24 protein-coding genes are annotated in these 24,155 nt (G+C 72.0%); 11 read left to right on the top strand and 13 right to left on the bottom strand.

Translation table 11 applies throughout. The annotated features are described in order from the left end of the window. Window positions 1–138 precede the first annotated feature (138 nt). Window positions 139–1,122, bottom strand: coding sequence for an aldo/keto reductase (locus CLV46_RS12090; protein ID WP_100365004.1), 984 nt, complete (start codon window positions 1,120–1,122; stop codon window positions 139–141). Between the two features lie 91 nt (window positions 1,123–1,213). On the opposite strand from CLV46_RS12090, the gene CLV46_RS12095 reads away from it, so the two are divergent. From CLV46_RS12095 to CLV46_RS12115, 5 genes are all read left to right on the top strand, one after another. Then, the gene (locus CLV46_RS12095; protein WP_100365005.1) at window positions 1,214–2,128 is read left to right on the top strand and encodes a DUF4349 domain-containing protein; all 915 of its coding nucleotides are present in this window, start codon (window positions 1,214–1,216) and stop codon (window positions 2,126–2,128) included. 142 nt (window positions 2,129–2,270) lie between these two features. After that, window positions 2,271–3,266, top strand: coding sequence for an iron-containing redox enzyme family protein (locus CLV46_RS12100; protein WP_100366042.1), 996 nt, complete (start codon window positions 2,271–2,273; stop codon window positions 3,264–3,266). Then, the gene (locus CLV46_RS12105; protein ID WP_245866794.1) at window positions 3,263–4,258 is read left to right on the top strand and encodes a glycosyltransferase family 2 protein; all 996 of its coding nucleotides are present in this window, start codon (window positions 3,263–3,265) and stop codon (window positions 4,256–4,258) included. Before CLV46_RS12100 ends, CLV46_RS12105 begins: the two co-directional genes overlap by 4 nt. Further along, entirely contained in the window at window positions 4,248–4,469 is a 222-nt protein-coding gene (locus CLV46_RS12110) for a CDGSH iron-sulfur domain-containing protein (protein WP_100365007.1), read from the top strand. Before CLV46_RS12105 ends, CLV46_RS12110 begins: the two co-directional genes overlap by 11 nt. Window positions 4,470–4,593: 124 nt before the next feature. After that, window positions 4,594–5,709 (top strand): baeRF11 domain-containing protein, encoded by a 1,116-nt coding sequence (locus CLV46_RS12115; RefSeq protein WP_100365008.1) that lies wholly within the window; start codon window positions 4,594–4,596, stop codon window positions 5,707–5,709. 283 nt (window positions 5,710–5,992) lie between these two features. Here the strand turns inward: CLV46_RS12115 and gtfA are convergent, their stop codons facing one another. From gtfA to CLV46_RS12135, 4 genes are read right to left on the bottom strand one after another with little or no spacing between them, the layout of a single operon-like run. Then, complete coding sequence (gtfA, locus tag CLV46_RS12120; RefSeq protein ID WP_245866796.1) at window positions 5,993–7,435, bottom strand: sucrose phosphorylase; 1,443 nt, start codon at window positions 7,433–7,435, stop codon at window positions 5,993–5,995. Beyond that, a complete protein-coding gene (locus tag CLV46_RS16710; protein WP_157802313.1) occupies window positions 7,432–8,100 on the bottom strand; it encodes an aspartate/glutamate racemase family protein in 669 nt (222 codons plus the stop codon). Before CLV46_RS16710 ends, gtfA begins: the two co-directional genes overlap by 4 nt. After that, window positions 8,097–8,996: a hypothetical protein gene (locus CLV46_RS12130; protein WP_100365010.1), complete on the bottom strand. Its 900-nt coding sequence runs from the start codon at window positions 8,994–8,996 to the stop codon at window positions 8,097–8,099. The genes CLV46_RS16710 and CLV46_RS12130 overlap by 4 nt, the downstream gene beginning before the upstream one ends. After that, complete coding sequence (locus tag CLV46_RS12135) at window positions 8,993–10,408, bottom strand: FGGY-family carbohydrate kinase (RefSeq protein ID WP_157802314.1); 1,416 nt, start codon at window positions 10,406–10,408, stop codon at window positions 8,993–8,995. The genes CLV46_RS12130 and CLV46_RS12135 overlap by 4 nt, the downstream gene beginning before the upstream one ends. A 77-nt stretch (window positions 10,409–10,485) precedes the next feature. Here CLV46_RS12135 and CLV46_RS12140 point away from each other — a divergent pair, with 77 nt between their 5' ends. From CLV46_RS12140 to CLV46_RS12150, 3 genes are read left to right on the top strand one after another with little or no spacing between them, the layout of a single operon-like run. Next, entirely contained in the window at window positions 10,486–11,238 is a 753-nt protein-coding gene (locus CLV46_RS12140) for a DeoR/GlpR family DNA-binding transcription regulator (protein WP_245866799.1), read from the top strand. Further along, window positions 11,235–12,494 carry a 3-oxo-tetronate kinase gene (otnK, locus tag CLV46_RS12145; RefSeq protein WP_100365012.1) on the top strand — a complete coding sequence of 420 codons (1,260 nt, stop codon included), beginning with the start codon at window positions 11,235–11,237 and terminating at the stop codon, window positions 12,492–12,494. Before CLV46_RS12140 ends, otnK begins: the two co-directional genes overlap by 4 nt. Then, a complete protein-coding gene (locus CLV46_RS12150) occupies window positions 12,491–13,120 on the top strand; it encodes a class II aldolase/adducin family protein (RefSeq protein WP_245866801.1) in 630 nt (209 codons plus the stop codon). Before otnK ends, CLV46_RS12150 begins: the two co-directional genes overlap by 4 nt. A gap of 22 nt (window positions 13,121–13,142) precedes the next feature. Here CLV46_RS12150 and CLV46_RS12155 read toward each other — a convergent pair whose 3' ends face one another. Next, complete coding sequence (locus CLV46_RS12155) at window positions 13,143–13,517, bottom strand: hypothetical protein (RefSeq protein WP_100365014.1); 375 nt, start codon at window positions 13,515–13,517, stop codon at window positions 13,143–13,145. A 141-nt stretch (window positions 13,518–13,658) separates the two neighbouring features. Between CLV46_RS12155 and CLV46_RS12160 the strand changes: the two genes are divergently transcribed. From CLV46_RS12160 to CLV46_RS12170, 3 genes are read left to right on the top strand one after another with little or no spacing between them, the layout of a single operon-like run. After that, complete coding sequence (locus CLV46_RS12160; RefSeq protein WP_100365015.1) at window positions 13,659–14,642, top strand: glycosyltransferase; 984 nt, start codon at window positions 13,659–13,661, stop codon at window positions 14,640–14,642. A 38-nt stretch (window positions 14,643–14,680) separates the two neighbouring features. Continuing rightward, the gene (locus CLV46_RS12165; protein ID WP_100365016.1) at window positions 14,681–14,872 is read left to right on the top strand and encodes a DUF2795 domain-containing protein; all 192 of its coding nucleotides are present in this window, start codon (window positions 14,681–14,683) and stop codon (window positions 14,870–14,872) included. A gap of 16 nt (window positions 14,873–14,888) precedes the next feature. Then, window positions 14,889–16,331 carry a lipase maturation factor family protein gene (locus tag CLV46_RS12170; RefSeq protein ID WP_100365017.1) on the top strand — a complete coding sequence of 481 codons (1,443 nt, stop codon included), beginning with the start codon at window positions 14,889–14,891 and terminating at the stop codon, window positions 16,329–16,331. A 43-nt stretch (window positions 16,332–16,374) separates the two neighbouring features. Here the strand turns inward: CLV46_RS12170 and CLV46_RS12175 are convergent, their stop codons facing one another. The 7 genes from CLV46_RS12175 to CLV46_RS12205 form a co-directional block, all read right to left on the bottom strand. Further along, the gene (locus CLV46_RS12175) at window positions 16,375–16,785 is read right to left on the bottom strand and encodes a DUF6157 family protein (RefSeq protein ID WP_100365018.1); all 411 of its coding nucleotides are present in this window, start codon (window positions 16,783–16,785) and stop codon (window positions 16,375–16,377) included. A 174-nt stretch (window positions 16,786–16,959) separates the two neighbouring features. Further along, the gene (locus CLV46_RS12180; RefSeq protein ID WP_100365019.1) at window positions 16,960–17,664 is read right to left on the bottom strand and encodes an alpha-ketoglutarate-dependent dioxygenase AlkB; all 705 of its coding nucleotides are present in this window, start codon (window positions 17,662–17,664) and stop codon (window positions 16,960–16,962) included. A gap of 128 nt (window positions 17,665–17,792) precedes the next feature. After that, complete coding sequence (locus CLV46_RS12185; protein WP_245866804.1) at window positions 17,793–19,406, bottom strand: ABC transporter ATP-binding protein; 1,614 nt, start codon at window positions 19,404–19,406, stop codon at window positions 17,793–17,795. Window positions 19,407–19,408: 2 nt separating this feature from the next. Then, window positions 19,409–20,350 carry an ABC transporter permease gene (locus tag CLV46_RS12190; RefSeq protein ID WP_245866807.1) on the bottom strand — a complete coding sequence of 314 codons (942 nt, stop codon included), beginning with the start codon at window positions 20,348–20,350 and terminating at the stop codon, window positions 19,409–19,411. After that, window positions 20,347–21,342 (bottom strand): ABC transporter permease, encoded by a 996-nt coding sequence (locus tag CLV46_RS12195; RefSeq protein ID WP_100365021.1) that lies wholly within the window; start codon window positions 21,340–21,342, stop codon window positions 20,347–20,349. The genes CLV46_RS12190 and CLV46_RS12195 overlap by 4 nt, the downstream gene beginning before the upstream one ends. A gap of 9 nt (window positions 21,343–21,351) precedes the next feature. Then, window positions 21,352–23,028, bottom strand: coding sequence for an ABC transporter substrate-binding protein (locus CLV46_RS12200; protein WP_100365022.1), 1,677 nt, complete (start codon window positions 23,026–23,028; stop codon window positions 21,352–21,354). 41 nt (window positions 23,029–23,069) lie between these two features. After that, window positions 23,070–24,074 (bottom strand): LacI family DNA-binding transcriptional regulator, encoded by a 1,005-nt coding sequence (locus CLV46_RS12205; protein WP_100365023.1) that lies wholly within the window; start codon window positions 24,072–24,074, stop codon window positions 23,070–23,072. Between the last annotated feature and the right edge of the window lie 81 nt (window positions 24,075–24,155).

A 24,155-nucleotide genomic window follows, 5' to 3' on the forward strand; every position in this document is an offset into this window, starting at 1 on the left:
GCAGCGCCCGTATCGAGACCCGCGGCCAGGAACCCGGATTCGGGTCACCGGTTGCGAGGTCTCGATACCGCGGGCTTCGCCGCGCCTACTCGACCGGCGGAACCGATCTCGACGTGAGGTGCGCCGGACGGCCCGGGTTCACCAGCGGGGGTGGATCGCCTCGCGGAAGTAGCGGTCGTAGAGGTCGCGTACCGCCGTCGTGAACTCCTCGCCGAGGGGCTCGACGGGGCCCGCCGCGGCGTTGCCGCGCGCCTGTTCGGGGTTGCGGGCACCCGGGATGACGGTGCTCACGCCGTCGAGCTGGGCGACCCAGGCGAGCGCGGCGCGAGCGGGCTCGAGCCCGTGCTGACGGGCGAGGTCGGCGAACTCCTGCGCGGCCGCGATTCCGGAGTCGTAGTCCACGCCCGAGAAGGTCTCCCCCACGTCGAAGGCCTCGCCGTTGCGGTTGTAGTTGCGGTGGTCGTTCTCGGCGAACGTCGTCTCGCGCGTGTACTTGCCGCTCAACAGTCCCGAGGCGAGCGGCACGCGGGCGATGATGCCGACCCCGGCCTCCACCGCCGCGGGCAGCACCCGGTCGAGCGGCTTGAGGCGGAACGCGTTGAGGATGATCTGCACCGTCGCGACGTTCGGTCGCGCGATCGCGGTGAGGGCCTCATCCGCGGTCTCGACGCTCACCCCGTACGACGCGATCGCCCCGTCGGCGACGAGGGTGTCGAGCGCGTCGAACACACGGTCGTCGGAGTAGACGGCGGTCGGCGGGCAGTGCAGCTGCACGAGCGGGAGGGTGTCCATGTCGAGGTTCCGGCGCGAACGGTCGGTCCAGGCGCGGAAGTTCTCGAGCGTGTAGTTCTCGGGCACCTGGTCGACGCGCCGACCCATCTTCGTGGCGACGAAGACCGGGGCACCGGTGTCGGCGAGGAAGCGGCCGATGAGCTGTTCGCTGCGGCCGTCGCCGTACACGTCGGCGGTGTCGAAGACGGTGACGCCGGCGTCGACCGACGCCTGCAGCACCGCGGTGGCATCCTCTTCGCTCACCTCGCCCCAGTCGGCACCGAGCTGCCAGGTTCCGAGGCCGATGGAGGAGACGGTCGCACCCGTGCGACCCAGCGTTCGTGTCTGCATGGGCTCAGCGTAGAACGGCCACCTGACCGACGAGCGAATGCCGCCGAACGTTGGGTGGTGGTCGGGTGTGACCCGTCCGTAGCGTGAGCCCATGAGGCGCACAGGGATGACGGTGATCGCGCTCGGCGCGGTGCTCGCGTTGGGCGGATGCGGGGCGATGGGGGCGAGCGACTCGGGCGGCTCGACGGCGGAGCAGGCGCCCGCCGCGCCGGCTCCGATCCCGGGCGCGGTCGACGACGCGGAGGGCGCCGCGGGCGGCGGCACCATCCCGTACGCCGAAGCAACGGATCCGGATGCGGGCCGACAGGTCGTCCGCTCCGGCACGATGACCCTCACGGCCGACGACCCTGCGGCCGCGGCATCGGAGGCGGCCGCCCTCGCGATCGGTGCAGGCGGTCGTGTCGACTCCCGTTCGCTCGTCGCCGGCGACGACGACTCCTCCGCGCGCGCCTCCCTCGTGTTGCGCGTGCCGGCCGAGGAACTCGACGCCGTGATCGACGACCTCGACGCGCTCGGCGACGTGCGGAACGTGTCGACGTCGGCGACCGACGTGACGACGCAGACGCAGGATCTGGACGCACGGATCACGGCGCTGCGCGCCTCCGTCGATCGGCTGCTCGCCCTGCTCGTGCAGGCGGACGACACCGACGTGCTGCTGCAGCTCGAGACCGCGATCTCCGAACGTCAGGGCGAGCTGGAGGGTCTCGAGGCGCAGCGCCGCTCCCTCGCCGATCAGGTCGCGATGTCGAGCCTCGCCGTCGAGATCGCGGCGCCCGACGCGGTGCCCGCCGACGAACCCGGAACGTTCCTCGACGGGCTCAACGTCGGGTGGGGGAGCCTCGTCGCCTTCTTCTCCGGCGTGCTCGTCGCGTTCGGGGCGGCGCTGCCCTGGCTCGCGCTGCTCGCCTCGCTCGCCGCGGTGGTCGCGCTCATCGTGCGTCGGGCGACCCGCCGCGGCCGTCCACGGAACACGGTCGAAGACGTCGGGACCGGCGCTCAACACTGACGAGCGCTGAGCAGTAGCTGGGGGATCTTCGAGAGCGCCACGCGCGACCGAGGCGCGCTTCTAGCGTGCCGATATGACCATCGCCGACGCCCCCGCCTCCCCCGACGCCTCCTCGTCCGACGGGATCGTGCAGCAGCGCCCGATGCGGATGCCCCGCCCGCGCGGCCCGGTGAGCGAGTCGGTGTTCGAGCTGCTCGTGCGCGGCACCGCACCGGCGGACCTCGACGAGGCGCTCGACGCCGCCCTCGCCGGCACGGCCGATATCGTCGCCGACGACGACCTGCAGCTCGCGCTGTTCTGCCTCTACGAGCTGCACTACGGCGGTATCGAAGGGGTCGACGACGCGCTCGAGTGGAATCCCGACGCACTCGCGGCGCGCGCCCGCATCGAGGTCGCATTCGAGCGCGCCCTGCGCGAGCGCGTCGCCGTGCCCGACCGCGACGACCGCCCGGTGGCCGACGTGCTCTTCGAGCTGACCGGTAAGGACGGCGGCCCCAGCCTGTCCCGGTACGTCGCGCGCACCGCGACCCTCGAGCAGGTGCGCGAACTGCTCATGCTCCGCACGATGTACACGCTCAAGGAGGCGGATCCGCACTCCTGGGCGGTGCCGCGCTTGAGCGGCCGGTCGAAGGCCGCGCTCGTCGAGATCCAGTCCGACGAGTACGGCGGCGGTCGACCGCAGCGGGTCCACTCCGCGATCTTCGTCCGCACCCTGCGGGCGGCCGGCCTCGATCCGGCGTACGGCGCCTACCTCGACGTGGTTCCGGGCATCATCCTCGCCTCGACCAACATGATGTCGCTGTTCGGTCTGCACCGCCGGCTGCGCGGGGCGATCGTGGGCCACCTCGCCGCGTTCGAGATGACGTCGTCGATTCCGAGCCGGCTGGTCGGCAACGGCCTGCGTCGCTTGGGCTTCGACGACGACGCCACCTGGTACTTCGACGAGCACGTCGAAGCGGATGCGGTGCACGAGCAGATCGCGGCGCGCGACATGGCCGGCGGTCTCGTCGCCGCGGAACCGCGACTGCGCGACGAGGTCGTGTTCGGAGCGGCCGCGTGCCTCGCCGTCGACGGATGGGGTGCGCAGCACATCCTGGACGCCTGGGAGGCGGGCCGGTCGTCGCTGCGCACGGCGTGACGACGGTGCCATCGCCCGGAGGGACGCCCGCCCGACTCGCGGCGGAGTACGTGCTGCCGGTCCGCTGGACGGAGGACTCGGGCCTCCCGGAGCTCACCGGATACCTGCTGCGCCTCGCCGCGCACCTCGACGTCACGGTCGTCGACGGCTCGCCGGACCCGGTCTTCGCGGCGCATGCGCGCGTGTGGGCCGGGGCCGTGCGCCACGTCGCACCGGAGGAGTGGCCGGGCCGCAACGGCAAGGTCGCCGGGGTGATGACCGGGGTGCACCACGCCCGCCACGACGCGATCGTGCTCGGCGACGATGACGTGCGACACACCCCGGAGACGCTGCGGCGACTGGTCGAGCTGCTCGACGGGGGCGATGTCGTGGTGCCGCAGAACTTCTTCCGACCTACCCCCTGGCACGCCCGGTGGGACACCGCCCGGTCGCTCATCAACCGCGCGTTCGGATCCGACCACCCCGGCACCCTCGCCGTGCGGCGGTCGACGCTGCTGCACGCCGGCGGGTACGACGGCGACGTGCTGTTCGAGAATCTCGAGCTCATCCGCACCGTCCGCGCGGTCGGCGGACGCATCATCCGCGCCGACGACCTCTTCATCGAACGTCGGCCGCCGACCCCCCGCCACTTCCGCGAGCAGCGCGTGCGCCAGGCGTACGACGGCTTCGCGCAGCCCGCTCGGCTCGTCGCCGAGCTGGCCCTGGCCCCGATGCTCGTCTGGGCCGCGCGACGACCGGGGCGACTGCTCGGCATCGCCGCGATCGCGATCGGCGTCGCCGAGTTCGGCCGGCGACGCCGCGGCGGCCGGCGGGTGTTCGCCCCGACCGCCGCACTGTGGGCCCCTGCGTGGGTGCTCGAGCGTGCGGTGTGCGCCTGGCTCGCGGTGGGCGCGCGCGTCAGGGGTGGCGCGCGCTACACCGGCGGACGCATCCCCCGCGCCGGTTCGTCACCGCGCGTCCTGCGCGCCCGAGGAGGTCACCGTGTCCCGTGAGCATCCCGACGAGGTCAGCATCGTCGCGTACCCGGACGGCCCGCTGCTCGTGCGTGGACCGGCGCAACTCGTCGACGCCGACGGCACGCCCATCCACCGTGAGCGCCGCACGGTCGCCCTGTGCCGGTGCGGCAAGTCGACGATCAAGCCGTTCTGCGACGGCACGCACAAACTCATCGGGTTCCGCACCGAGCCGCCCCCGCCGGCCTGACGAGGGTGGGTAGACGGGTCCGTCTGCGCGGGCGGTCCGCAGCGCCCGAGAGTTGACTGGACGGGGGCGCGCGCCGACGAGCACGTGATTAACGTGGCCCCACCGACTCATCGAAGGAGATTCCGTGCAGAACGTCGACATCCCCACGATCGAACAGGTTCAGGAGCTCAGCGCGGAACGGGGGCCGTGCATCTCGCTCTACGTCGACATCGAACCGGGCGCCCTGCAGGCCCAGAACGCCCGGGTCGCGTTGAAGAGTCTCGCGAACGACGCCGACCGGGAGCTCACCGAACGAGGTGTGCCCGAAGATCAGGTCAAGGCCACCTGCGCGCACATCCGCAACATCATCGACGACGAGGAGTTCTGGCGCTTCCAGGCCCGCAGCGTCGCCGTGTTCGCCAGCCCCACGACCGTGCGCAGCTACCGGATGGCGAATCGCGTGCATACCGAGGTGACGGCATCGGACCGCTTCCGACTGGGGCAGCTCCTCCACGCCCTCGCCTTCCCCTACGGAGCGTGGGTGCTCGTGCTGTCGGAGAAGAACGCCCGCCTCGTCGGCGTCGCGGCGGACGCCGGAGCGCACACGGTGGACGTCGACGGACTGCCGCCGGACACGTCGGTGCTCGAACGCACCGCGATCGCCGACCGTGCCGCCATGCCGCGCCCGCAAGGCGCGACCGGTGACCGGATCGAGCAGCAGAAGTACGCGCGCCTCGCGCAGGAGGCGATCCTGCCGATCGTGAAGGCGAGCGGGCTGCCGCTCATCCTCGCAGCGGCCCAGCCGCTCGTGCCCGCCTACCAGGCGATCAACGAGTACCCGCATTTCGTCGAGGAGATCATCGACGGCAACCACGACAACACGAGCGACGACGAACTCGGCCGGCGGGCCGTGCCCATCCTCGATGCGCTGTACGCGCGCCAGCTCGAGTCGTGGCGGGAGGAGTTCCAGCAGCTCGAGAACGAGGGCAGGGCCGTGACGGACGTGTCGGAGACGGCGCGCGCGGCGACCTTCGGCGCGGTCGACTCGCTCATGATCGACCTCGACAGCGAGCTGTACGGGCGACTGGCCGACGACGACGGCGCGGTGCAGTTCGGCGACGAGGCCCATCGCGGCGACTACGCGATCCTCGACGAGATCGCCGCGCGAGTGCTGCAGGCGAGCGGCCGGGTGCTGCCGGTGCACGCGGGCGACCTGCCGAACGGCTCCCCCGTCGCCGCGATCCTCCGCTACGGCGTCTAGCGCGGACGGGCCGCTCGAGGGGAACCAGTCCGTACGACGGGTCTCGATACGGCGGGCTCCGCCGCGCCTACTCGACCAGCGGGACGGACGTTTCACCCGCCGGTCGAGTAGGGCGCCCCAGCGCCCGTATCGAGACCTCCCGACCGCAGACTCTGCCCCGTGGGGGTCTCGATACGGCGGGCTCCGCCGCGCCTACTCGACCGGCGGGACGGGACCGTTCCCTGAGCCTGTCGAAGGGAACCCGCCCGCACGACCGGTCTCGATACGGCGGGCTCCGCCGCGCCTACTCGACCCGCGGGATCGGGGTGGCGTCGATGCGGTGCGTGCGGGCGGCGAGGTCGGCGTGCAGCACGGCGTGGTGCTCGCCCGCCGTCCACGCGAGCTCGAGTTCGGTCGCGCTCACCGCGCGGACCGAGAACGCACCCTCGAACGCCGGATGCGCCGAGCGCAGCCGCACGAGGTCGAGCAGCGCCCGCGGCACCTCGCCGGCGAGCGCCGCGTCGATCTCGTCGCGCGTGTAGACGTGCCGGTTCACGTCCCGCCCCTGACCGGTGCGGCGGAAGAGCTCGACGTCGTCGAGTCCGGCCAGCAGCCCCACGTAGTACACCTGCGGCTCGCCGGGCACGAAGAACTGCACGGCCCGCGCGAGCAGGTAGCTGCCCGCATCCGCCTCCAGCACGCTGAAGAACGTCGCGTTGATCTGATGCGGCATCGGCGCCCACGCCGGTATGACGGACGCGATGCTCGAGTGCCCGTCGGTCGCGGCGGCGGCGCGGTCGAAGATCGCCGCCATCTCCTCCGTCGACAGCAGACCCGGGCGGTCACCGCTCGGGCCCGCGTCGATCACGCCGATGCCGTCGTGGGTGTCGAGCACCGTCACGGCGTTCCGCGGGCGGATCTCGAGCCAGCGGATGAGCCGGTCGATCGTGCCCGTGCCGAGCGAGTGCAGCAGCAGCGGCGGCAACGCGAAGTCGTAGACGAGGTCGACGAGCGGCGCGATCGCCTGCTGCTGCGTGTAGTGGGCGTGCACCTCGACGAGCACCCGCATGCCGTACTCGCGCACCATCGCGGTGATCTCGCGCACGAACCCGAGGGTGTGCTCGGTCATGAAGCTGTCGCTGCCGGGCGTCTTCACGGCGTAGCCGACCGCGTCCAGTCGCACCGTCGTCACCCCGCCGTCGGCGAGCGCCGCGAGCACGCGCCGCAGGTAGGCGTGGGCGGCCGGATGGGCGACGTCGAGGTCGACCTGGCTCGGCATGAAGGTGGTCCAGACGAGGCGGCGCGTGCCGTCCGGCGACTGGTAGGAGGTGAACGGGAGGCCGGGCCGGGGACGGTAGAACGCGGTGATCTCGCGCTCGGTTCCGCCGTTCGGGAACACCGTGTCGAAGGTGAGGAACATGCCGTGGTGCTCCGACGCCTCCCCGTCGGCGAGCCAGTCGCGGAACTCCCCCGACGACGCGGAGACGTGGTTGACGATGAGATCGGCCGTCACCTCCCGGCGGGCGGCGATGGCGCGCACGTCGTCCCAGTCGCCGAGGCGCGGGTCGACGGTCGCGTGATCGATCGGGTCGAACCCGGCGTCGGCACCGTCGAAGGGCACGAAGAAGGGCAGGATGTGCACGCCCGCGAACTCGGCGAGCGGACCGTCGAGCAGGTCGCGCAGTCCCGTCATGCCGCCGCCGAAGCGGTCGGCGTAGGCGAGCAGGCTCACCCCGCGGGTGGTCACCGCAGCGCCTCGGCGAGCGCGGCGACACCACCGGAGGGCGAGGTGAGCACCGGGATGCCCGGCTCGGCACCTTCGACCGCCGCGGCCATCGACGCCTGGGCGAGCACGATGACGTCGGCGGCCGCCTCTCCCCCGTCGACGGCGGCGACCGCGTCGCGTACGAGGCTGTCGTGGGTCGACTGGTCCCCCGCCGAGCGGGCGGCCGCCGCACCCTCGAGGACGGTCGCCGTGAGGGTCGCGCCGCTGCCGGCGGCGTCGATCTCGCGCTGGATGAGCCGGCCGGTCGGGCCGAGGGTCGCCTCGAGGGTCGCGAGCACCACGATCCGTCCGCCCTCACCGGCGCGGGCGACGGCGTCGCGGGCCATCGGGGCGTCCACGCGGAGCACGGGCACGGCGGCCTCCGCCGCCGCCTCCTCCACCGCTTCGCCGATCGAGGAGCACGTCACGAGCACCGCGTGCGCCCCGTCTTCGACGAGGTGGCGCACGTGGGTGCGCACCTGCCGACGCACCTCATCCGTCACCCCCTCGCGGATGGCGGTCGCGAGCAGTCCCGCATCGACGGCATGAACGACGTCCGCGCCCGGCACGCTCTGCGTCACGAGTTCCTGGAACGTCGCGGCGAGTGCCGGCACCGTGTGCAGCAGCCCGACGCGGGGCCCGGTCACGCCTGCCTCCACGGACGGGCCTTGCGATCGACGACCTCGACGAGCCGTTCGAGCCGCGGCACGGAGACCTCGCGCAGGCGGGCGGGCACGTCCCCCGCGCCGACGACGTCGCTCCACAGCGCGCGCCCGGCGAGGAATCCGCTCGCGCCGGCACGGCAGGCGGCCTCGACGGCGGGCAGGAATCGGTTGCGGTCGACGCCTTGCGAGAGCACGACCCACGGGCCGGTGATGGCGCGGCCGAGCCGCTCACTCGCGGCGTGCTGTGCGTCGGCGTCCCCGGCGCCGGCGAGCGGCACCTGCACTTTGTAGAGGCTCTGGCCGAGCGGCGAGAGCTCCTCGGCGGCTTCGACGATCGCGTCGTCGAGGTCCCACGTGCCCGCGTCGACCTCCTCCGGCGTCGCGCGCACCACGGGTTCGAGCACCGAGAGCAGGTTGCGGGCGGCGGCGGCCTCGACGAAGTCGCGGGCGAGCTGCACGCGTTGTTCGCGGTTGTCGTCGCGGCGCCAGATGATGAGCAGCTTGAGCGCGGCGACCCCGGTGAGGTCGAAGTCGGGGGCGAGTACGTGCGAGTCGAGCCCGGTCTCCTCGACGGGGCCTCCGTCGGCTTGTTCGAGGGCGTCGGCGGCGAGGATGAGCCCCGCGCTTCCGGGAAGCCGGCTCTCGTCGCGGAGGCGGTCGAAGCCGTAGTGCCGGTCGATGAGGAATCCGGAGGCGAGCGGCCCGAGGGCGTCGGCGACGTCGAGCTTGAACTGCACGAGCACGTCGTCGGCGGGCCGGCCCGCGCCGGCCTGGTCGAACATGTGGCGGAGGCTCTCGCGCTGGTCCATCGCGACCATCGCGAGTCCGCCGCCGGGGCGGGCGATCGCGTCGAGCGTGGGGGCGGGGGTGTCGGTCATCGTGCTCCTTCGGGGGTGGTCGAGATGCCCGCGATGCGGGCCAGCGTGGGGAAGCCGGCGATGGCCGCGCTGTAGTCGCCGGCGGCGGGGGCGACGGGCCGCGCGGGCAGCACGGGCGCGGTGTGGCCGAGCGTGCGTTCGACGGCGATCATCGCGGCTCCCGTGGCGACCGGTTCGCGCGCGGTGACGAGGGCGAGCGGCGCGGGGCTCACGGCGGCCTTGATGGCCGCGAACTCGGGATTGCGCGCCGGTCCGCCGAGCACGGCGATGCGTTCCGGATGACCGTCGCCGGCGAGGGCGGTCTGCGCGTCGTACATCCACCGCGCGTGCAGCGCGAGCCCGTCGAGCAGGGCTCGGGCGCGGGTGCGCCGGTCGGATCCGGCGGCGTCGACCCACACGAGTCGCGCGTGGGGGTCCGGCGCGGGCGTCTGCCGCCCACGCGGGTAGGGCAGCACCGCGACCTCGACCGGTCCGTCGGGGAGGTCGGCGAACGCCCGGTGCTCCGGCACTCCCTCCTCCGCGCACCACTGACGCAGCAGGGCACCCGCGGCCGAGTGTCCCGCGAGCAGCACTTCGGCGTCGTCGCGGATGCTGCGCACGATGCTCATGCCGGTGGCCGCGACGGCCGCCCGGTCGGCGGGGTGGTGGAGCATCCGGAGCACGGCCTCCGCGGTGCCGACGGAGTCCGCGACGCTTCCGGGGGCGCGCAGGCCCGCCGCCCACGCCCCGACGGAGTGGTCGTGCCCGGCGACGACGACCGGAACGCCCCGCGTGGTGACCGCGGACGCCCCGACGGCGGGGAGCATGCCGGCGTGCATCCCGACGGCATCGAGCAGTTCGTCGTCCCACCCGGACGGGGTCGTGCCCTCGGGGAGGCGGTACGCGCCGGTGCGGCCGGCGAGCGTGTGGTCGGTGACGTGCTCGCCGGTGAGCGCGAGCGCGACCAGGTCGGCCACGCCCACCCAGCGACGCATCGCCCCGAAGGTCGTCGGTTGGGTGCGCCGCAGCCACGCCCACGTCGCGAGCGGCGTCTTCGGCCCCGGGGGCACGCCCGTGCGGGCGAACAGTTCCGGCCCGAAGCGGTCGAGGAGGGCGGCGGCGTCGGCGGCGCCGCGCGCGCCGTCCCAGCGCACGAGGGGGGTCAGCGGCACGTTGGAGGCGTCGAGGGCGACGCCGGTCTCGGCCATCGACGCGATGCCGATCGCGGCGACGGACCGACCGGCGGTCAGGGTGTCGACGAGGCCGCGCACCGCGTCGCCGACGCCGTCCGCGTCGGCCGGGGTGGCCACCGAGCGCACGTCGAGCTCGCGCACCGTGTCGTCGATGGCGACGAGCGCGACCTTCGTGTTGGTGCTGCCGACGTCGATGCCGAGCGCGAGCACGGCATCCGCGGTGGGGGTGGCGCCGGACACGCTCCCATTGTGTTCGTTGTCGAACACATCGGTCAAGGAGTGTGCGGTGATTGACAACGTCGCGGCTGGATGCTGGGATGAGCGACGTGCGATACACCGAGGCCCCCGCGCGTCGCGCCGAGCTGCTGCGCCGCCTCGAGATCGACGGCTACGTCTCCTCCACCGCCCTCGCGAACGAGCTCGGGGTGTCGGAGATGACCATCCGGCGCGACCTGCGCCGCCTGCAACTCGACGGATCCGCGCGACGGGTGATCGGCGGGGCGACCGGAGGCATCCCGTTCGCCGAACGGAACCGCGCGGCGAGCGACGAGAAGCGGGCGATCGCCGCGGCGTGCGCGCGGCTGCTCACCGACGCCGCGACCGTCGCCCTCGACGCCGGCACCACGGTCGCGCCGCTGCCCGCGCTCCTCGAGCCCGGCACGACCGTCGTGACCCACTCGGTGCCGGTCATCACGGCGTGCGCCGCCCGCGACGACCTCGAGCTCATCGGCCTCGGGGGCAGCTACCAGCCCGACACGCGCTCGTTCACGGGTCCCGCGGCAGAACACACCCTCGACACGCTCTCGGTCGACGTCGCCGTACTCTCCGCCACCGCCGTCGACTCCACCGGGCTGCTCTGCGCCAACGCCCTCGACGCCGCCCTCAAGCGGCGCATGGCCGCCATCGCTACCCGACGCATCCTGCTCGTCGACTCGGGCAAGCTCAGCGCCCGCGCCCCCATCCGCTTCGGCACCCTCGACCTCGTCGACGTCGTCGTGACGGATGCCCGGGCCACCCCCGATCAGCTCGCCCTGCTCGCGTCGGGGGGCGCCGAGGTGGTGACGGCGTGAGCGGACCGTTCCTGGGCGTGATCGCCGACGACGTGACCGGCGCGTGCGACCTCGCGGGCACGGTCGCCGAGCTCGGGCACTCGACATCCGTGCACCTCGGGGCGCCGCACGGCGACCTCGATGCGGACGCGGACTGCATCGTCGTCGCGCTGAAGACCCGCACGATCGACCCCGACGACGCGGTCGCGCACTCGGTGGCCGCCGCCCGCGCGCTGCTCGACGCCGGTGCCGCCCGGCTCTATCAGAAGTACTGCTCCACATTCGACTCGACCCCGCGCGGCAACATCGGTCCCGTCGCCGACGCTCTCCTCGCGTTGCTCGGACGCGACGCCGTGTCGATCGGCACCCCGGCCACCCCGCAGGCCGGGCGCACCCAGTACCTCGGCCACCTCTTCGTCCACGACCGGCTGCTGTCGGAGTCGTCGCTGCGCGACCATCCGCTCACGCCCATGCGCGACCCCGATCTCGTGCGGGTGCTCTCCGCCCAGTCGGCACACCGGGTCGGACTCGTCCCGCACGCCGCCGTGCGGTGGGGACCGTCGGCGGTCGTCGACGCCGTGCGGTCGGCGAGCGCCGAGCACGTGCTCGTCGACGCCCTCGACGACGGTGACCTCGATGTGATCGCGGCCGCGATCGACGACGTCGACTCCCCCGTGCTGCTCGGCGGCGGAGCGGGTCTCGCCGCCGCCCTCGCGCGACGCGCCCTGCCCGCCACCGCCGCCGCCCCCCTGCCCGCGGTCGAACCGGGACGCCGCCTCGTGCTCTCCGGCAGCGGATCGGAACGCACCCGCGAACAGGTCGCCGCGTTCGCCGGGACGGTGCTGCGCCTCGACCCGCTCGCCCTTGCCGGCGACCCGGATGCGCTCGACGCGCTGCTCGCGGCGACCGACGAGGCGCTCGCGGGCGATGCCGCGGTGCTCGTCTCGGCTACGGACGAACCGGATGCGGTACGGCGCGCCCAGACGGAACTGGGCGTCGAGCGGGCCGCCGGCCTCGTGGAGGATGCCCTCGCGCGCATCGCCGTGCACGCCGTCGACCGCTCGGGGGTGCGCCGGCTCATCGTCGCCGGCGGGGAGACCTCCGGAGCCGTCGCCGCCGCGCTCGGCGCGACCACGCTGCGCATCGGCCGGCTCGCCGCCCCCGGTGTGCCGTGGGCCGTCGCCGACCGCGAGGGCGTCCTCGTCGCGCTGCTGCTCAAGTCGGGCAATTTCGGCGGTCGCGACCTCTTCACCACCGCGTGGGAGAGCGCCCCGTGACCGGCACCCTCGACGCGCTGCGCGAGCCGCTCGTCGCCGCGTGTCGGCACCTCGCGGCCTCGGGTCTCTCGCCCGGCAGCTCCGGCAATGTCAGCGTGCGCGTCGGGGACCGCATCCTGATGACCCCGACCGGCTCGAGTCTCGCGCGGGTACTGCCCGAACAGCTCGCCATCGTCGACCTCGACGGCGTCGCCGAACCCGGCCCGGCACCCTCGAAGGAGGTGCCCGTGCACCTCGCGATGTACCGCGCCCGCCCCGACGCGACCGCGGTCGTGCACCTGCACTCCCCGCACGCGACGGCGATCTCGTGCCTCCCGCCCGACGAGCACGGACGGGCGGCGCTCCCCGCCCTCACCCCGTACCGCGTCATGCGACTGGGCGACGTGCCCGTCGCGCCGTACGCCCGACCCGGGTCGGCGGAACTCGGGGCGGGGGTCGCGCGGCTCGCGCCCGCGAACGCCGTGGTGTTGCTCGCGAACCACGGCTCGGTCGTCGCGGCGGCCGGGCTCGACGCCGCCGTGGACCTCGCGGAAGAACTGGAGACCGCGGCTCAGGTCACGCTGCTGCTGCGGCAGACGCCGCGCATCGAGCTCGACGCCGAGCAACAGCGCGAACTCCGCGGCTGAGCTCCCGAGGAGGAACGCACCTTCAGCGCTCCCGGCGGGGAACGCGCGGTCGGGCGCGAGGCGGGGCGGGCGGCAGCGACTCCGCGTACGCGAGGGCCGCGTCGGCGAACTCCGGCCACGTCGTCGCGTGCGCCACCGGCACGACGACCCAGTCCCGGAACACCCGGTCCGCGCCCGGGGCGAACACCACGGCACCCGGCAGCGCGAGCGCCCGCGCGTAGGAGGCGCTGCCCGCGCCGAGCCGCAGGGTGAGCCCTCCGTCGACGAGGCAGGCGAACATCCGGCCGCCGATCGAGAGCATCGGGCGGCCCATCATCCGTCCGCGGCGGATGCCCGCGCCCTCGAGCCCCTCGGCGACCGCCTCGAAGTCGCCTACGCCATCCCCGGTCGCGTCCATGGCACCTCCGCGAGGAGTATCCCGCGCCGTGCCGCCTCGTGGAACCCCGCACCCCTCGCTCCGCGTTCGCTGGAGATCGATGGCGCGGGATGGTCTCGCGGCGGGCACGGCGGTTCGCTGGAGCGAGAACCCGGAGGTGTCATGCGGATCCTGACGTGGACGGTGCACGGCTCGTACGCGAACTCCCTCGTGCGCGGCGAGCACGAGTATCTGCTGCCCTGGACGGCGGAGGGCGGACCGTTCTCGAGCGGCCGCGGCGGCTACGACGAGCACTGGCCCCCGCAGGCGCAGAACGCGCCGGTGGAGCACCTGCGCGACGCGCACGTCGACGTCGTGGTGCTGCAGCGCATGGAGGAGCTCGACCTCGCGGAGACGTGGCTCGGCCGGCGCATGGGACGCGACGTTCCGGCCGTGTACATCGAGCACAACACGCCCCGCGGCGATGTGACCGGCATGCGGCATCCGCTCGCCGACCGCGACGACATCCCCATCGTGCACGTCACCCACTTCAACGCGGCGTTCTGGGACAACGGCGTCGCCCCGACCTTCGTCATCGAACACGGCGTCGAGGACCCCGGCCACCTCTACACCGGCGAGATCCCACACCTGGGCGTCGCCATCAACGAACCCGCCCGGCGGTTGCGCGTCACCGGCGCGGACCTGCTGCCCCGGTTCGCGCGAGCCGGCCGCATCGACCTGTTCGGCATCGACGGCGAGAAGCTCGCCGACGTGGTCGGACTCGGGCCGGACCGGCTCACGCACGTCGGCGACATCCCGCTCTCGAGGATGCACCCGCAACTCGCGCGCCGGCGCGTCTACGTGCATCCGAATCGCTGGACCTCGCTCGGACTCGCGTTGCTCGAGGCGATGCACCTCGGCATGCCCGTCGTGGCGTTCGGGTCCACGGAGGCGGCTCGAGCGGTCCCCGCGGAGGCCGGCGTCGTCTCGACCGATGTGGACGAGCTGACCCGGGTCGCGGCGCGGCTGCTCGCCGATCCCGCCGAAGCCGCCGCGCGCGGGGCAGCCGCGCGCGCCCACGCGCTCGAGCACTACGGACTGGATCGCTTCCTGCGGGATTGGGACGCGGTGCTCGGCGAGGTGGCGAGCCGATCGCTCGCCGCCTGATCGCGCCACCCGGCGCAACCGACAGAAAGGGCATCCGAATGGCTGACGTGAATCCGATCGAATTGCAGAAGCACCTGGGCGGGGTCGACTACCCCGCGTCGAAGGACGACCTCGTGAAGGCCGCGGAGGGCAACGGCGCCGACGACGAGACGTTGGAGGCGCTGCGTGCACTCCCCGACCAGGAGTACGGCGCCCCCACCGACGTCACCAAGGCCGTCTCCGGCAACTGAGAGCGGGGCGGCGGCGATGGAGTGGCCGATCAGCCATTGGTTCGACGCGCACGACTACGAGTTCGCCCGTCTCGTGCTGCAACGCGGCGTCGCCGCGGTTTACGTCGTCGCCTTCCTGTCGACCGCCGCCCAGTTCCGCCCCCTCCTCGGGGAGCGCGGGCTGCTGCCCGTCCCCGAGCTGCTGGAACGCGCGCGTCACCTGCGCGGACCGACCCTGTTCCGCTGGCGGTACTCCGACCGGATGCTGCTCGTCGTCGCGTGGACGGGCGTCGCGATCGCGGCCTCGCTCGTGCTCGGCCTGCCGCAGCTCGGACCGCCGTGGGTGCCGATGCTCGCGTTCCTCGCGCTGTGGTTCCTCTACCTCTCGATCGTCAACGTGGGGCAGACGTTCTACGGGTTCGGTTGGGAGATGCTGCTCGTCGAGGCCGGCTTCACGGTCGCGTTCCTCGGCTCCGATCAGGTGCCGCCGCCGCTGCCGGTGCTCGTGCTCGTCGTCTGGCTCGTGTTCCGCCTCGAGTTCGGCGCCGGGATGATCAAGATGCGCGGCGACCGGGTGTGGCGCGACCTGACGGCGCTGTACTACCACCACGAGACGCAGCCGATGCCGAACCCGGTGAGCCGGTTCGCGCACCTGCTGCCGAAGCCCATCCACCGCCTCGAGGTGGTCGGCAACCACATCGCCCAGCTCGTCGTGCCGTTCCTGCTCTTCGTGCCCGGATGGGTCGGCAGCATCGCCGCGCTCGTCGTCATCGCCACCCAGTTGTGGCTCGTGATCAGCGGCAACTTCGCCTGGCTCAACGTGCTCACGATCGTGCTCGCGTTCGCGCCGATCACCGACTCGTTCATGCACGCCGTCATCCCGGCCGCCCCGCTCGACTGGGGCTCCGGCACCACGTCGCCGCTGTGGTGGATGATCGTCGTCGGCATCGTGACGGTCGGCATCCTCGTGCTCTCGTGGCCGGCGCTGCGCAACCTGTTCTCGCGCCGGCAGCTGATGAACGCGGCGTTCAACCGGCTCAACCTCGGCAACGCGTACGGCGCCTTCGGCAGCGTGACGCGCGAGCGCTACGAGGTCGTCGTCGAGGGCACCCGCGACGAGAACCCGCGCTCGGCCGAGTGGCTCGAGTACGAGTTCAAGGGCAAACCGGGCGACGTGCGACGCACCCCGCGCCAGTTCGCCCCGTACCACCTGCGGCTCGACTGGCTCATGTGGTTCCTCGCGCTCGGTTCGCCTGGCGAGCAGTGGTTCATCCCGTTCCTCGCGAAGCTGCTCGAGGCCGACCGGACGACTCTGCGGTTGTTGCGGCGCGATCCGTTCGACGGCGAGCGCCCGCGCTGGGTGCGGGCACGGCTGTACCTCTACCGTTTCAGCACGCGCGAGGAGAAGCGCCGGACGGGCGCCGTGTGGGTGCGCGAGCCCGTCGGCGAGTACGCGCGGCCGATGTCGCTGCGGCGCTGACCCGGGCGCGCTTCGAGCCCGGGTCGGCCCGGGTGGCGACGCCTCAGGCGCGCTTCGACCGCATCGCGCGGGTCTGGGTGAGCGCGGGGTCCGTCTCGAGTCGGCGGTACTCCTCCGACCCGACCGGCACGAGAGCGACCCGTCCCTGCGCGTCGTGATGCAGTCCCCATCCGTACCGTTTGCCGAGGGGCGACGACCGCAGGCACGCCTGGCTGCGGGCGAAGAAACGCTCGCGCTCGACGGCGCGCTCGGGCTCGGGGATGCCCTGACGTTCGGCGTGCACTGCGAACAGCACGTCGTCGGAGGTCGATCCGTACGGATGCGCGGCGATCAGCTCGTACTGAAGCTGCGCGACGGTCGGCTTGTCGCCGCGCGCCGCGGGCGCCTCCGCCGAGGCGACGGGGCAGTCCGGTGCGATCGCGATGAACGTGTCGTAGTAGTTCGTGGTTCCCATGTGCCTCCTCCTGACGCCAGTGTGCCGCGGCGGTGGCGACGACGTCTTGCACATTTCCGACGGACGCCGAGGCCCAGCGCGGGCCGCACGCTGAGCCTGTCGAAGCGGGTCGTACGGCAGGTCCCTTCGACAGGCTCAGGGACCGGGAACGCTCAGGGACCGGACTGGGACGGGTCAGGCGGTGCGATCGGTGAAACCGACGACCGGCCGTCCGTAGGTGAAGCCGCCCGGACGGCGCTCCGGGGCGCCGCTGCGGGCGTACGCGGGACGGAACTGCACGCTCACGCGCGGGCCGACCGCCTTCGCCGTCTTCAGCACGGCGTGCTCGTGCGTGCGTTGGCAGCTGCCGCCCATGACGAGCAGGTCGCCGTGTCCGACCGGGAAGCGCATGACCTCTCCCCCGCCCTTGGGACGGATCGCGAGGCTGCGCGGGGATCCGAGCGACAGGATGCCGATGCGGGTGTCGTTCATGCTGTCGCGGGCGACGTAGTCGCCGTGCCAGGCCACGCTGTCGTTGCCGTTGCGGTAGAAGCAGAGCCCGGCCGTCGCGAACTCGTCGAGTCGGCCCGCCCGGTAGTACCGGTTGAGCGCGCCGCGCGCCTCGGTGAGCGCCGGATCGGGCAACGGATCGCCGTCGCCGTACGAGCTCACGAGTCGCGGCACGTCGACGACGCGGTCGTACATCTCGCGGCGATCCGCCCGCCACGGCACCGTCTCGACGAGACGCTGGAACAGCCCGTCGGAATCCTTCGCCCAGCCCGGCAGCACGTCGACCCACGCGCCCGCACCGAGTTCGATGCGACGCATGGCGCTCAACTCGCCGAACGTGGCCGGGGCATCCGGCTCGTCGAAGAGCGAGGCCTGGAACGCGATGCTCATGCGGGCGAGCCTATCGAACACGTGTTCGAACGTCGAGCCCTTGGCGCGATGCCGTCCGGGGTGGTCCCTTCGACAGGCTCAGGGACCGACAGGCTCGGGGACCGACAGGTTCAGGGACCGGAGGCTCCTCAGGCGATGTTGCGGCGCAGGGGGTCGGGGATGGCGGCGAGCAGCTCGCGCGTGTACTCGTGCTGCGGGTAGTCGGTCACCTGCTCGGTCGGGCCGCTCTCGACCACCCGTCCGTTCTCGAGCACGATCGTCTCGTGCGCGAGCGACCGCGCCGAGAGCAGGTCGTGGGTGATGTAGAGCATCCCGAGATCGCGCTCGTCGACGAGTTTGCGCAGCAGCTCGAGGATCTCCGCGCGGATCGACACGTCCAGGCTCGAGACCGGTTCGTCCGCGACGAGGATCTCCGGATTCGGCGCGAGCGCCCGGGCGATCACGACGCGCTGGCGCTGCCCGCCGGAGAGCTGGTGCGGCAGCTTGTCGATGAACCGCGACGCGGGGGTGAGTCCGACCTGCTCGAGCAGCTGCTCGGCACGGAGGCGCACGTCCTTGCCGGTGACCCCGCCGTAGTTGAGCAGCGGACGCGAGAGCGTGTACGCGACCGTGCGCGTCGGGTTGAGCGAGGAGTACGGGTCTTGGAACACGTACTGCGCTCGCTGCCGGTAGTCCCGCAGCGCGCGCCCGCGCAACTGCTCGACGTGCACTCCCCCGGCGACGACCGAACCCGAATCCGGCCGTTCGATGCCGATGAGGATGCGCGCGAGCGTCGACTTGCCCGACCCGCTCTGGCCCACGAGGGCCGTCACGCGCCCGGTGCGCAACCGCAGCGACACGTCGTCGAGGGCCTGCACCGTCGACTTCGTGCGCCCGCGACCGGTCGCGTAGCGCTTCGACAGGCCCGTCACCTCGAGCAGCGTGTCGTCGTGCTCGGCGGTGCGCCGCAGCGCCGTCTCCCGCGATGCGGCGTACGCGCCGAGGAGCTTGCGGGTGTACTCGTGCTGCGGGGCCGCGAGCAGCTGCCGGGCGCCGTTCTCCTCGACGATCTCGCCGCGGTACATCACGAGCACCCGGTCGGCGATCTCGAGCACCGTGCCGATGTCGTGGCTGATGAACAGCACCGCGAAGCCGAAGCGCCCCTGCAGTTCGCGCAACCGGTCGAGGATGCGGCGCTGCACGAGCACGTCGAGCCCGGTCGTCGGCTCGTCGAGCACGACGAGCCGCGGGTGCAACGCGAGCGCGAGGGCGAGCGCGACCCGCTGCTTCATGCCGCCGGAGAGCTCGTGCGGATACGCGCGCAGCACGTGCGCGTCGAGCGAGACCATCTCGAGCAGCTCGGCCGCCCGCGCCTTCTCGTCCCCGGAGCCCTCGGCATCCGGATGCGCTCGGAACGTCTCGGAGAACTGCTCGCCGATCGTGATGACCGGGTTGAGCGAGTTCATGCTCGACTGGAACACGGTCGACAGCCGCACCCAGCGCAGGCGCCGCAACTCCTCGTCGCCGAGGGTGGAGAGGTCGCGTCCGTCGAAATGGACCGTGCCGCCGATCTGCTTCGCCGGCTTGTCGAGCAGCTGCAGGATCGCGTTGCCGAGCGTCGACTTGCCGCTGCCGCTCTCGCCGACGAGGCCGACGAACTCCCCCGGATCCACGTCGAACGAGACCCCGCGCACCGCGTCGTGGGGATCCTGGTCGCGCGGCGTGTAGCGCACCGACAGGTCGCGCACCTCGAGCAGAGCCATGGTCATTCCTCCCGCAGGTGCGGGTTGCTGAGCGCATCCACACCGAAGTTGATGAGCGTGAAGCTCGTGATGAGCAGCGCGAGCGCGAGACCGGGCGCGACGAGCCACGCCCACTGCCCGATGAGCAGCGCCCCGCCGATCGACGCCTGGTTGAGCATCGTGCCCCAGCTCGTGGTCTGCGGATCGCCGAGGCCGAGGAAGGAGAGACCCGCCTCGCCGCCGATCGCCCCGAGCGCCGCGCCCATGAACCCGACCACGATGAGCGAGCTCATGTTCGGCATGATCTCGCGCACGATGATGCGCCAGGTGCCGTCGCCGGCGAGCTTCGCAGCGGTGACGTAGTCGCGGGTGCGCAACGTCATCACCTGCGACCGCTTGATGCGGGCGCCGTACGCCCAGCCCGTGACGCTGATCACGATGATGATGAGCCACAACCCGCGCACCGGCGAGTACGAGGCGAGCGTCACCATGAGCGGCAGCACCGGCACGACGAGGCCGAGGTTGATGAAGAAGCTCAGCACGTCGTCGACGATCCCCTGCCGGTAGCCGGCGAGCAGTCCGATCGCGAGGCCGATGATCGTGGAGATCACGCCCGCGACGATGCCGACGATCATCGAGGTCTGCGCACCCCAGATGAGCTGGCTGAGGATGTCCTCGCCCTTGTTGGTCGTGCCGAGCCAGAACTCCGCGGTCGGGTCGAGGCTCGGCGCCCCGACCGTCTCCCTCGGCGCGTACGGCGCGATCACCGGGGCGAGCAGCGCGATGAGCGCGAACCCGAGCACCATGAACATGCCGACCCGGCACTTCACGTCGCGCCAGAGCACGACGAACCAGCCGGGGACGCGCCGCTTGCTCGCGATCTCGGCGAGCGCCGCGCCCGCATCCTCGCCCTGCGGGGTGGGCCCGAGCGCTCCGGTGCCGCCTCCCGTGGTCATGCTGCTCATGCGTCCACCTTCCGTCGCACGCGGGGATCGAGCACTCCGTACATGAAGTCGGCGAGCAGGTTGGCCACCAGCACACCCACCGTCGTGAGCAGGAACAGCGTCTGCATGAGCGGGTAGTCGCGGTTCGACACCGCCTCGAGCAGCAGCCGGCCGAGTCCCGGGTAGTTGAAGATCGTCTCGACGAGCAGGGTGCCGCCGAGCAGGCCGCCGAGGGAGATCGCGAATCCGGTCACGCTCGGCAGGATCGCGATGCGGGCACCGTAGGTGAGGGCGATGCGCCGCTCGCCCAGCCCGCGCGCCTTCGCCAGGCGGGTGAAGTCCTCACCGAGGGTCTGCACCATGTTGTTGCGCATGGCGAGGATCCAGCCGATCGGACCGGTGATGAGCAGCGACAGCGCCGGGAGCACCGAGTGCTGGAACGCGTCCGAGATGAACGTGAAGTTCCACCCCGGCGCAGAACCGCCGCCGTAGCCGCCACCCTCGGGGAACCAGCCGAGCTGGAACGCGAAGACGTAGATCAGCAGCAGCGCGATCCAGAAGAACGGCAGCGTGCCGAGGAACGTCGAGCCGAGGGTGAACACCGAGTCGACGCGGGTGCCCCGCCGGTAGGCGGCCCACGTGCCGAGGAGTGTTCCGACGATGAACGAGATGATCGTCGTCACACCGACGAGCACGACGGTCCAGGGCAGAGCCTGCCCGATGACCTCCGACACGGTGTACGGGAAGTACGTGTACGAGACGCCGAACTCCCCGCGGAACACCGCCCCGATGTACTGCCCGTACTGCACGAGGATGTTCTCGCCGCTGATGCCGAGCATGAGGCGCACCGCCTCCACCTGGGCGGGGTCGATCGCGGTGTCCTGCCCGCCGAGGCGACGCAGGATCGCCTCGGCGGGGTCCCCCGGCTGCAGCCGGGGGATCAGGAAGTTCAGCGTGATCGCGGCCCACAGGGTGCCGAGGAAGAACGCGAACCTGCGCAGGAAGTAGCCCATGGGGCGCTCCTAGTCCTGGCCTGCCGGCTGCAGGTTCGTGAGGATGAGCAGGTTGTCGGTCGGCCGCGCGAACGGGTCGTCCTCGTTCGGCCAGCCCTCCGCATTGCGGGTGGAGTACTCGAACCAGTTGGCGCCGTACCAGATCGGCACGAACGGCACCTCGTCCATCATGATCTGCGCGAGACCGGCGATGGCCTCCTTCTGGCCCTCCTCGTCGACGGCGACGCGCAGCTGCTCGAGCAGGGCATCCGTCTCGGGGTCGCGCCAGCGGATCTCGTTGGTCGCGGCCTCCTGCCCGGTGGGCGCGGTCTGGTCGCTCGCGAGCGGCTCCTGGTAGTTGCGGAACATGTTGCACGATCCGCCGCGCACGCCGAAGAGCATCTCGTACTGACCGAGCTTGCGGTCCTGCTCCATGCTCTCGGGGGTGGGCGTCTGCACGTCGAGGGTGATGCCGAGCTCGCCGAGGTTGTCGCGGATGATCTCCGCGGCCTGCACCCAGTCGTTCCAGCCACCGGGCACCTTGAAGGTGTACTCCATGGGCTGACCGCTCGGGTCGATGCGCGTGCCGTCGGCGCCGAGCTCGTACCCGGCCTCGGTGAGGATGCGGTCGGCCTCCTCGAGATCGAAGGGCACGTAGGTGGCGTCGCCCTGCAGCTCCTCCGGCAGGAAGTCCTCCTGCGCCGGCAGCACGAGGTTGGTCTGGCTCGCCGGTTCGACGTAGCCGAACTGGGCCTGCTCGATGATCGTGTCGCGGTCGATGGCGTGCGCCATCGCGCGACGGAACTCGACGTCGTCGAACGGCTTCTGCTCGAGGTTCATGAACAGGCTGATCGGGCTCGCCGACGGGAACCAGTAGTGGTTGTTCTCGGGATCCTTCTGCACGTACGCCTCGTCGATGTTCGGGATGAACATCGCGTTGGTGTCGTAGTCGCCGCGCGCGAGCTTGAGCTGCTCGACCTGGCCGCCGCCGTCCGCCTTCGAGAAGACGATCTCCTGCACCTTGACCTTGTCGGCCTGCCAGTAGTCCTCGTTGCGCTCGATGACGAGCTGCTGCGGGTTGAACGACTTGACCGTCATCGGACCGGTGCCGACGGGCTCGTCGTTGGTGAAGGTCACCGGGTCGTCGACCTCGCTCCAGATGTGCTCAGGGACGACGCGCACGTTGTTGATGAGCGTGAAGGCGGATGCGCCGGGCTCCGTGAAGCTGAAGGTGACCGTCGCGTCATCGGTCGCCTCGACGGCGCTGAGGTACCGCCAGACACCCTGGGTGTCGAGCGCCGGGTTCTCCTTGATGAGGTTGAAGGTGAACGCCACGTCGGCGGCGGTGAGCGGCTCGCCGTCGGTGAACTCGACGCCGTCGCGCAGGGTGAAGGTGAGTGTCTGCGGGTCGACCCATTCGTACTCGGTGGCGAGCCACGGCTGCGCCTCGCAGCTGTAGCCGTTGACGAACATGAGCGGCTCGTACACGTAGTCCCAGGCGGCGAGGCGGGTGGCCTCGAGGAACGGGTTGAAGTTCGACTGCGGGTTCGTGCCACCGCCGAAGTCCCCGTATTGCAGCGAGCTGATCAGGCCGTCCTCGGTGAGGCCGCCCTTCTGGCCCTCCGTCCCCGTGCATCCGGCCAGGGCGGCGATCGAGACGACGGCCGTAGCCGCGATCCCGATGCGCCATCTTCTGCGTGATGTCATCTGACACCTCCTCGTGTCGGGGTCGTGCGGGTGCACGACCGTCAGTTCGCGCCCTCCGGTTCGGGGCAGCCGCAGCTGCCCCGGCGGACGACGTGGGACTCCAGGACCGTCTCGTGGGGCACGTCGCGCCCCTCGATCAGCTCCAGGAGGAGTTCAGCGGTCGTCGACGCGAGGTCGACGAGGGGGCGGGCGACGGTGGTGAGCCCGGGGCGCACGAGTCCGGAGAGCGACACGTCGTCGACACCCGCGATGGCGAAGTCGTGGGGCACCCGCACGCCACGACCGAGGCTCGCGATGAGGAGGCCGAGCGCGGTCTCGTCGTTGGCGCAGACCGCGGCGTCGTATCCGCCGCCGATCACGCGATCGGCCGCCCGCACGCCGTCGGACTGCTGGAGCCCGACCCGCAGCGGCTCCGCGGGCGGTTCGAGTCCGGCCTCGCGGTGGGCGGCCCGGAACGCCTCCCACCGGGCGGTGATGTCGGGGGAACCGTCGGGGGTGCCGACGAAGACGAGCCGCCGGTATCCGTGGTCGTCGAGCAGATGACGCACGAGCCGCCGGATGGCGTCGTTGTCGGTACGCACCGTGACGGGCACGTCGCCGTCGTGGTCGCCGATCACGACGAGCGGCGTGCTGCGGGCCAATTGCGCGATCGTCGCGGTCGGCACGGTGCCGCCGTGCACGGCGATCCCGTCGACGCGGCGGGTCATCGCGAGGAGTTCGTCGCCGGCGTCCTGCCGCAGGTGGGTGCCGACGATGTGCACGCTCATGCGGTGCGCGACCGCGACGCGCTCGAAGCCGTCGATGAGCTCGGCGAAGTAGGGGCCGGAGAGTCCGGGGAAGACGATGCCGAGGGCGCCGTGGCGCCGGCGGGCGAGGGCCTCGCCGAAGTGGCTGGGACGGTAGCCGTACTGCTCGATGGCCGCCTGCACGCGTTCGCGCATCTGGGGCGAGACGCTGCCGACGCCGCGGTAGACCCGCGACACGGTGGCCGTGGACACGCCGGCGATCTTCGCGATCTGCCTCACGTTCATGCCCGGGCTGTCCATCTCGGCCTCCTCGCCGTACGATCGTTCCCGAGTGTAACCGGTTACAGTAACCGGTTACAAGCACCCCCGAACGTCAGTGCC

This window comes from Diaminobutyricimonas aerilata, from assembly GCF_002797715.1.
Taxonomy (GTDB): Bacteria; Actinomycetota; Actinomycetes; order Actinomycetales; family Microbacteriaceae; genus Diaminobutyricimonas; species Diaminobutyricimonas aerilata.

Coding starts and splice junctions, on each gene's coding strand:
- CLV46_RS12090 (WP_100365004.1), bottom strand. CDS start 1,122: ATGCAGACACGAACGCTGGGTCGCACGGGTGCGACCGTCTCCTCCATC.
- CLV46_RS12095 (WP_100365005.1), top strand. CDS start 1,214: ATGAGGCGCACAGGGATGACGGTGATCGCGCTCGGCGCGGTGCTCGCG.
- CLV46_RS12100 (WP_100366042.1), top strand. CDS start 2,271: ATGCGGATGCCCCGCCCGCGCGGCCCGGTGAGCGAGTCGGTGTTCGAG.
- CLV46_RS12130 (WP_100365010.1), bottom strand. CDS start 8,996: ATGACCGACACCCCCGCCCCCACGCTCGACGCGATCGCCCGCCCCGGC.
- CLV46_RS12140 (WP_245866799.1), top strand. CDS start 10,486: ATGAGCGACGTGCGATACACCGAGGCCCCCGCGCGTCGCGCCGAGCTG.
- CLV46_RS12155 (WP_100365014.1), bottom strand. CDS start 13,517: ATGGACGCGACCGGGGATGGCGTAGGCGACTTCGAGGCGGTCGCCGAG.
- CLV46_RS12160 (WP_100365015.1), top strand. CDS start 13,659: ATGCGGATCCTGACGTGGACGGTGCACGGCTCGTACGCGAACTCCCTC.
- CLV46_RS12165 (WP_100365016.1), top strand. CDS start 14,681: ATGGCTGACGTGAATCCGATCGAATTGCAGAAGCACCTGGGCGGGGTC.
- CLV46_RS12170 (WP_100365017.1), top strand. CDS start 14,889: ATGGAGTGGCCGATCAGCCATTGGTTCGACGCGCACGACTACGAGTTC.
- CLV46_RS12175 (WP_100365018.1), bottom strand. CDS start 16,785: ATGGGAACCACGAACTACTACGACACGTTCATCGCGATCGCACCGGAC.
- CLV46_RS12180 (WP_100365019.1), bottom strand. CDS start 17,664: ATGAGCATCGCGTTCCAGGCCTCGCTCTTCGACGAGCCGGATGCCCCG.
- CLV46_RS12185 (WP_245866804.1), bottom strand. CDS start 19,406: ATGGCTCTGCTCGAGGTGCGCGACCTGTCGGTGCGCTACACGCCGCGC.
- CLV46_RS12190 (WP_245866807.1), bottom strand. CDS start 20,350: ATGAGCAGCATGACCACGGGAGGCGGCACCGGAGCGCTCGGGCCCACC.
- CLV46_RS12195 (WP_100365021.1), bottom strand. CDS start 21,342: ATGGGCTACTTCCTGCGCAGGTTCGCGTTCTTCCTCGGCACCCTGTGG.
- CLV46_RS12200 (WP_100365022.1), bottom strand. CDS start 23,028: ATGACATCACGCAGAAGATGGCGCATCGGGATCGCGGCTACGGCCGTC.
- CLV46_RS12205 (WP_100365023.1), bottom strand. CDS start 24,074: ATGGACAGCCCGGGCATGAACGTGAGGCAGATCGCGAAGATCGCCGGC.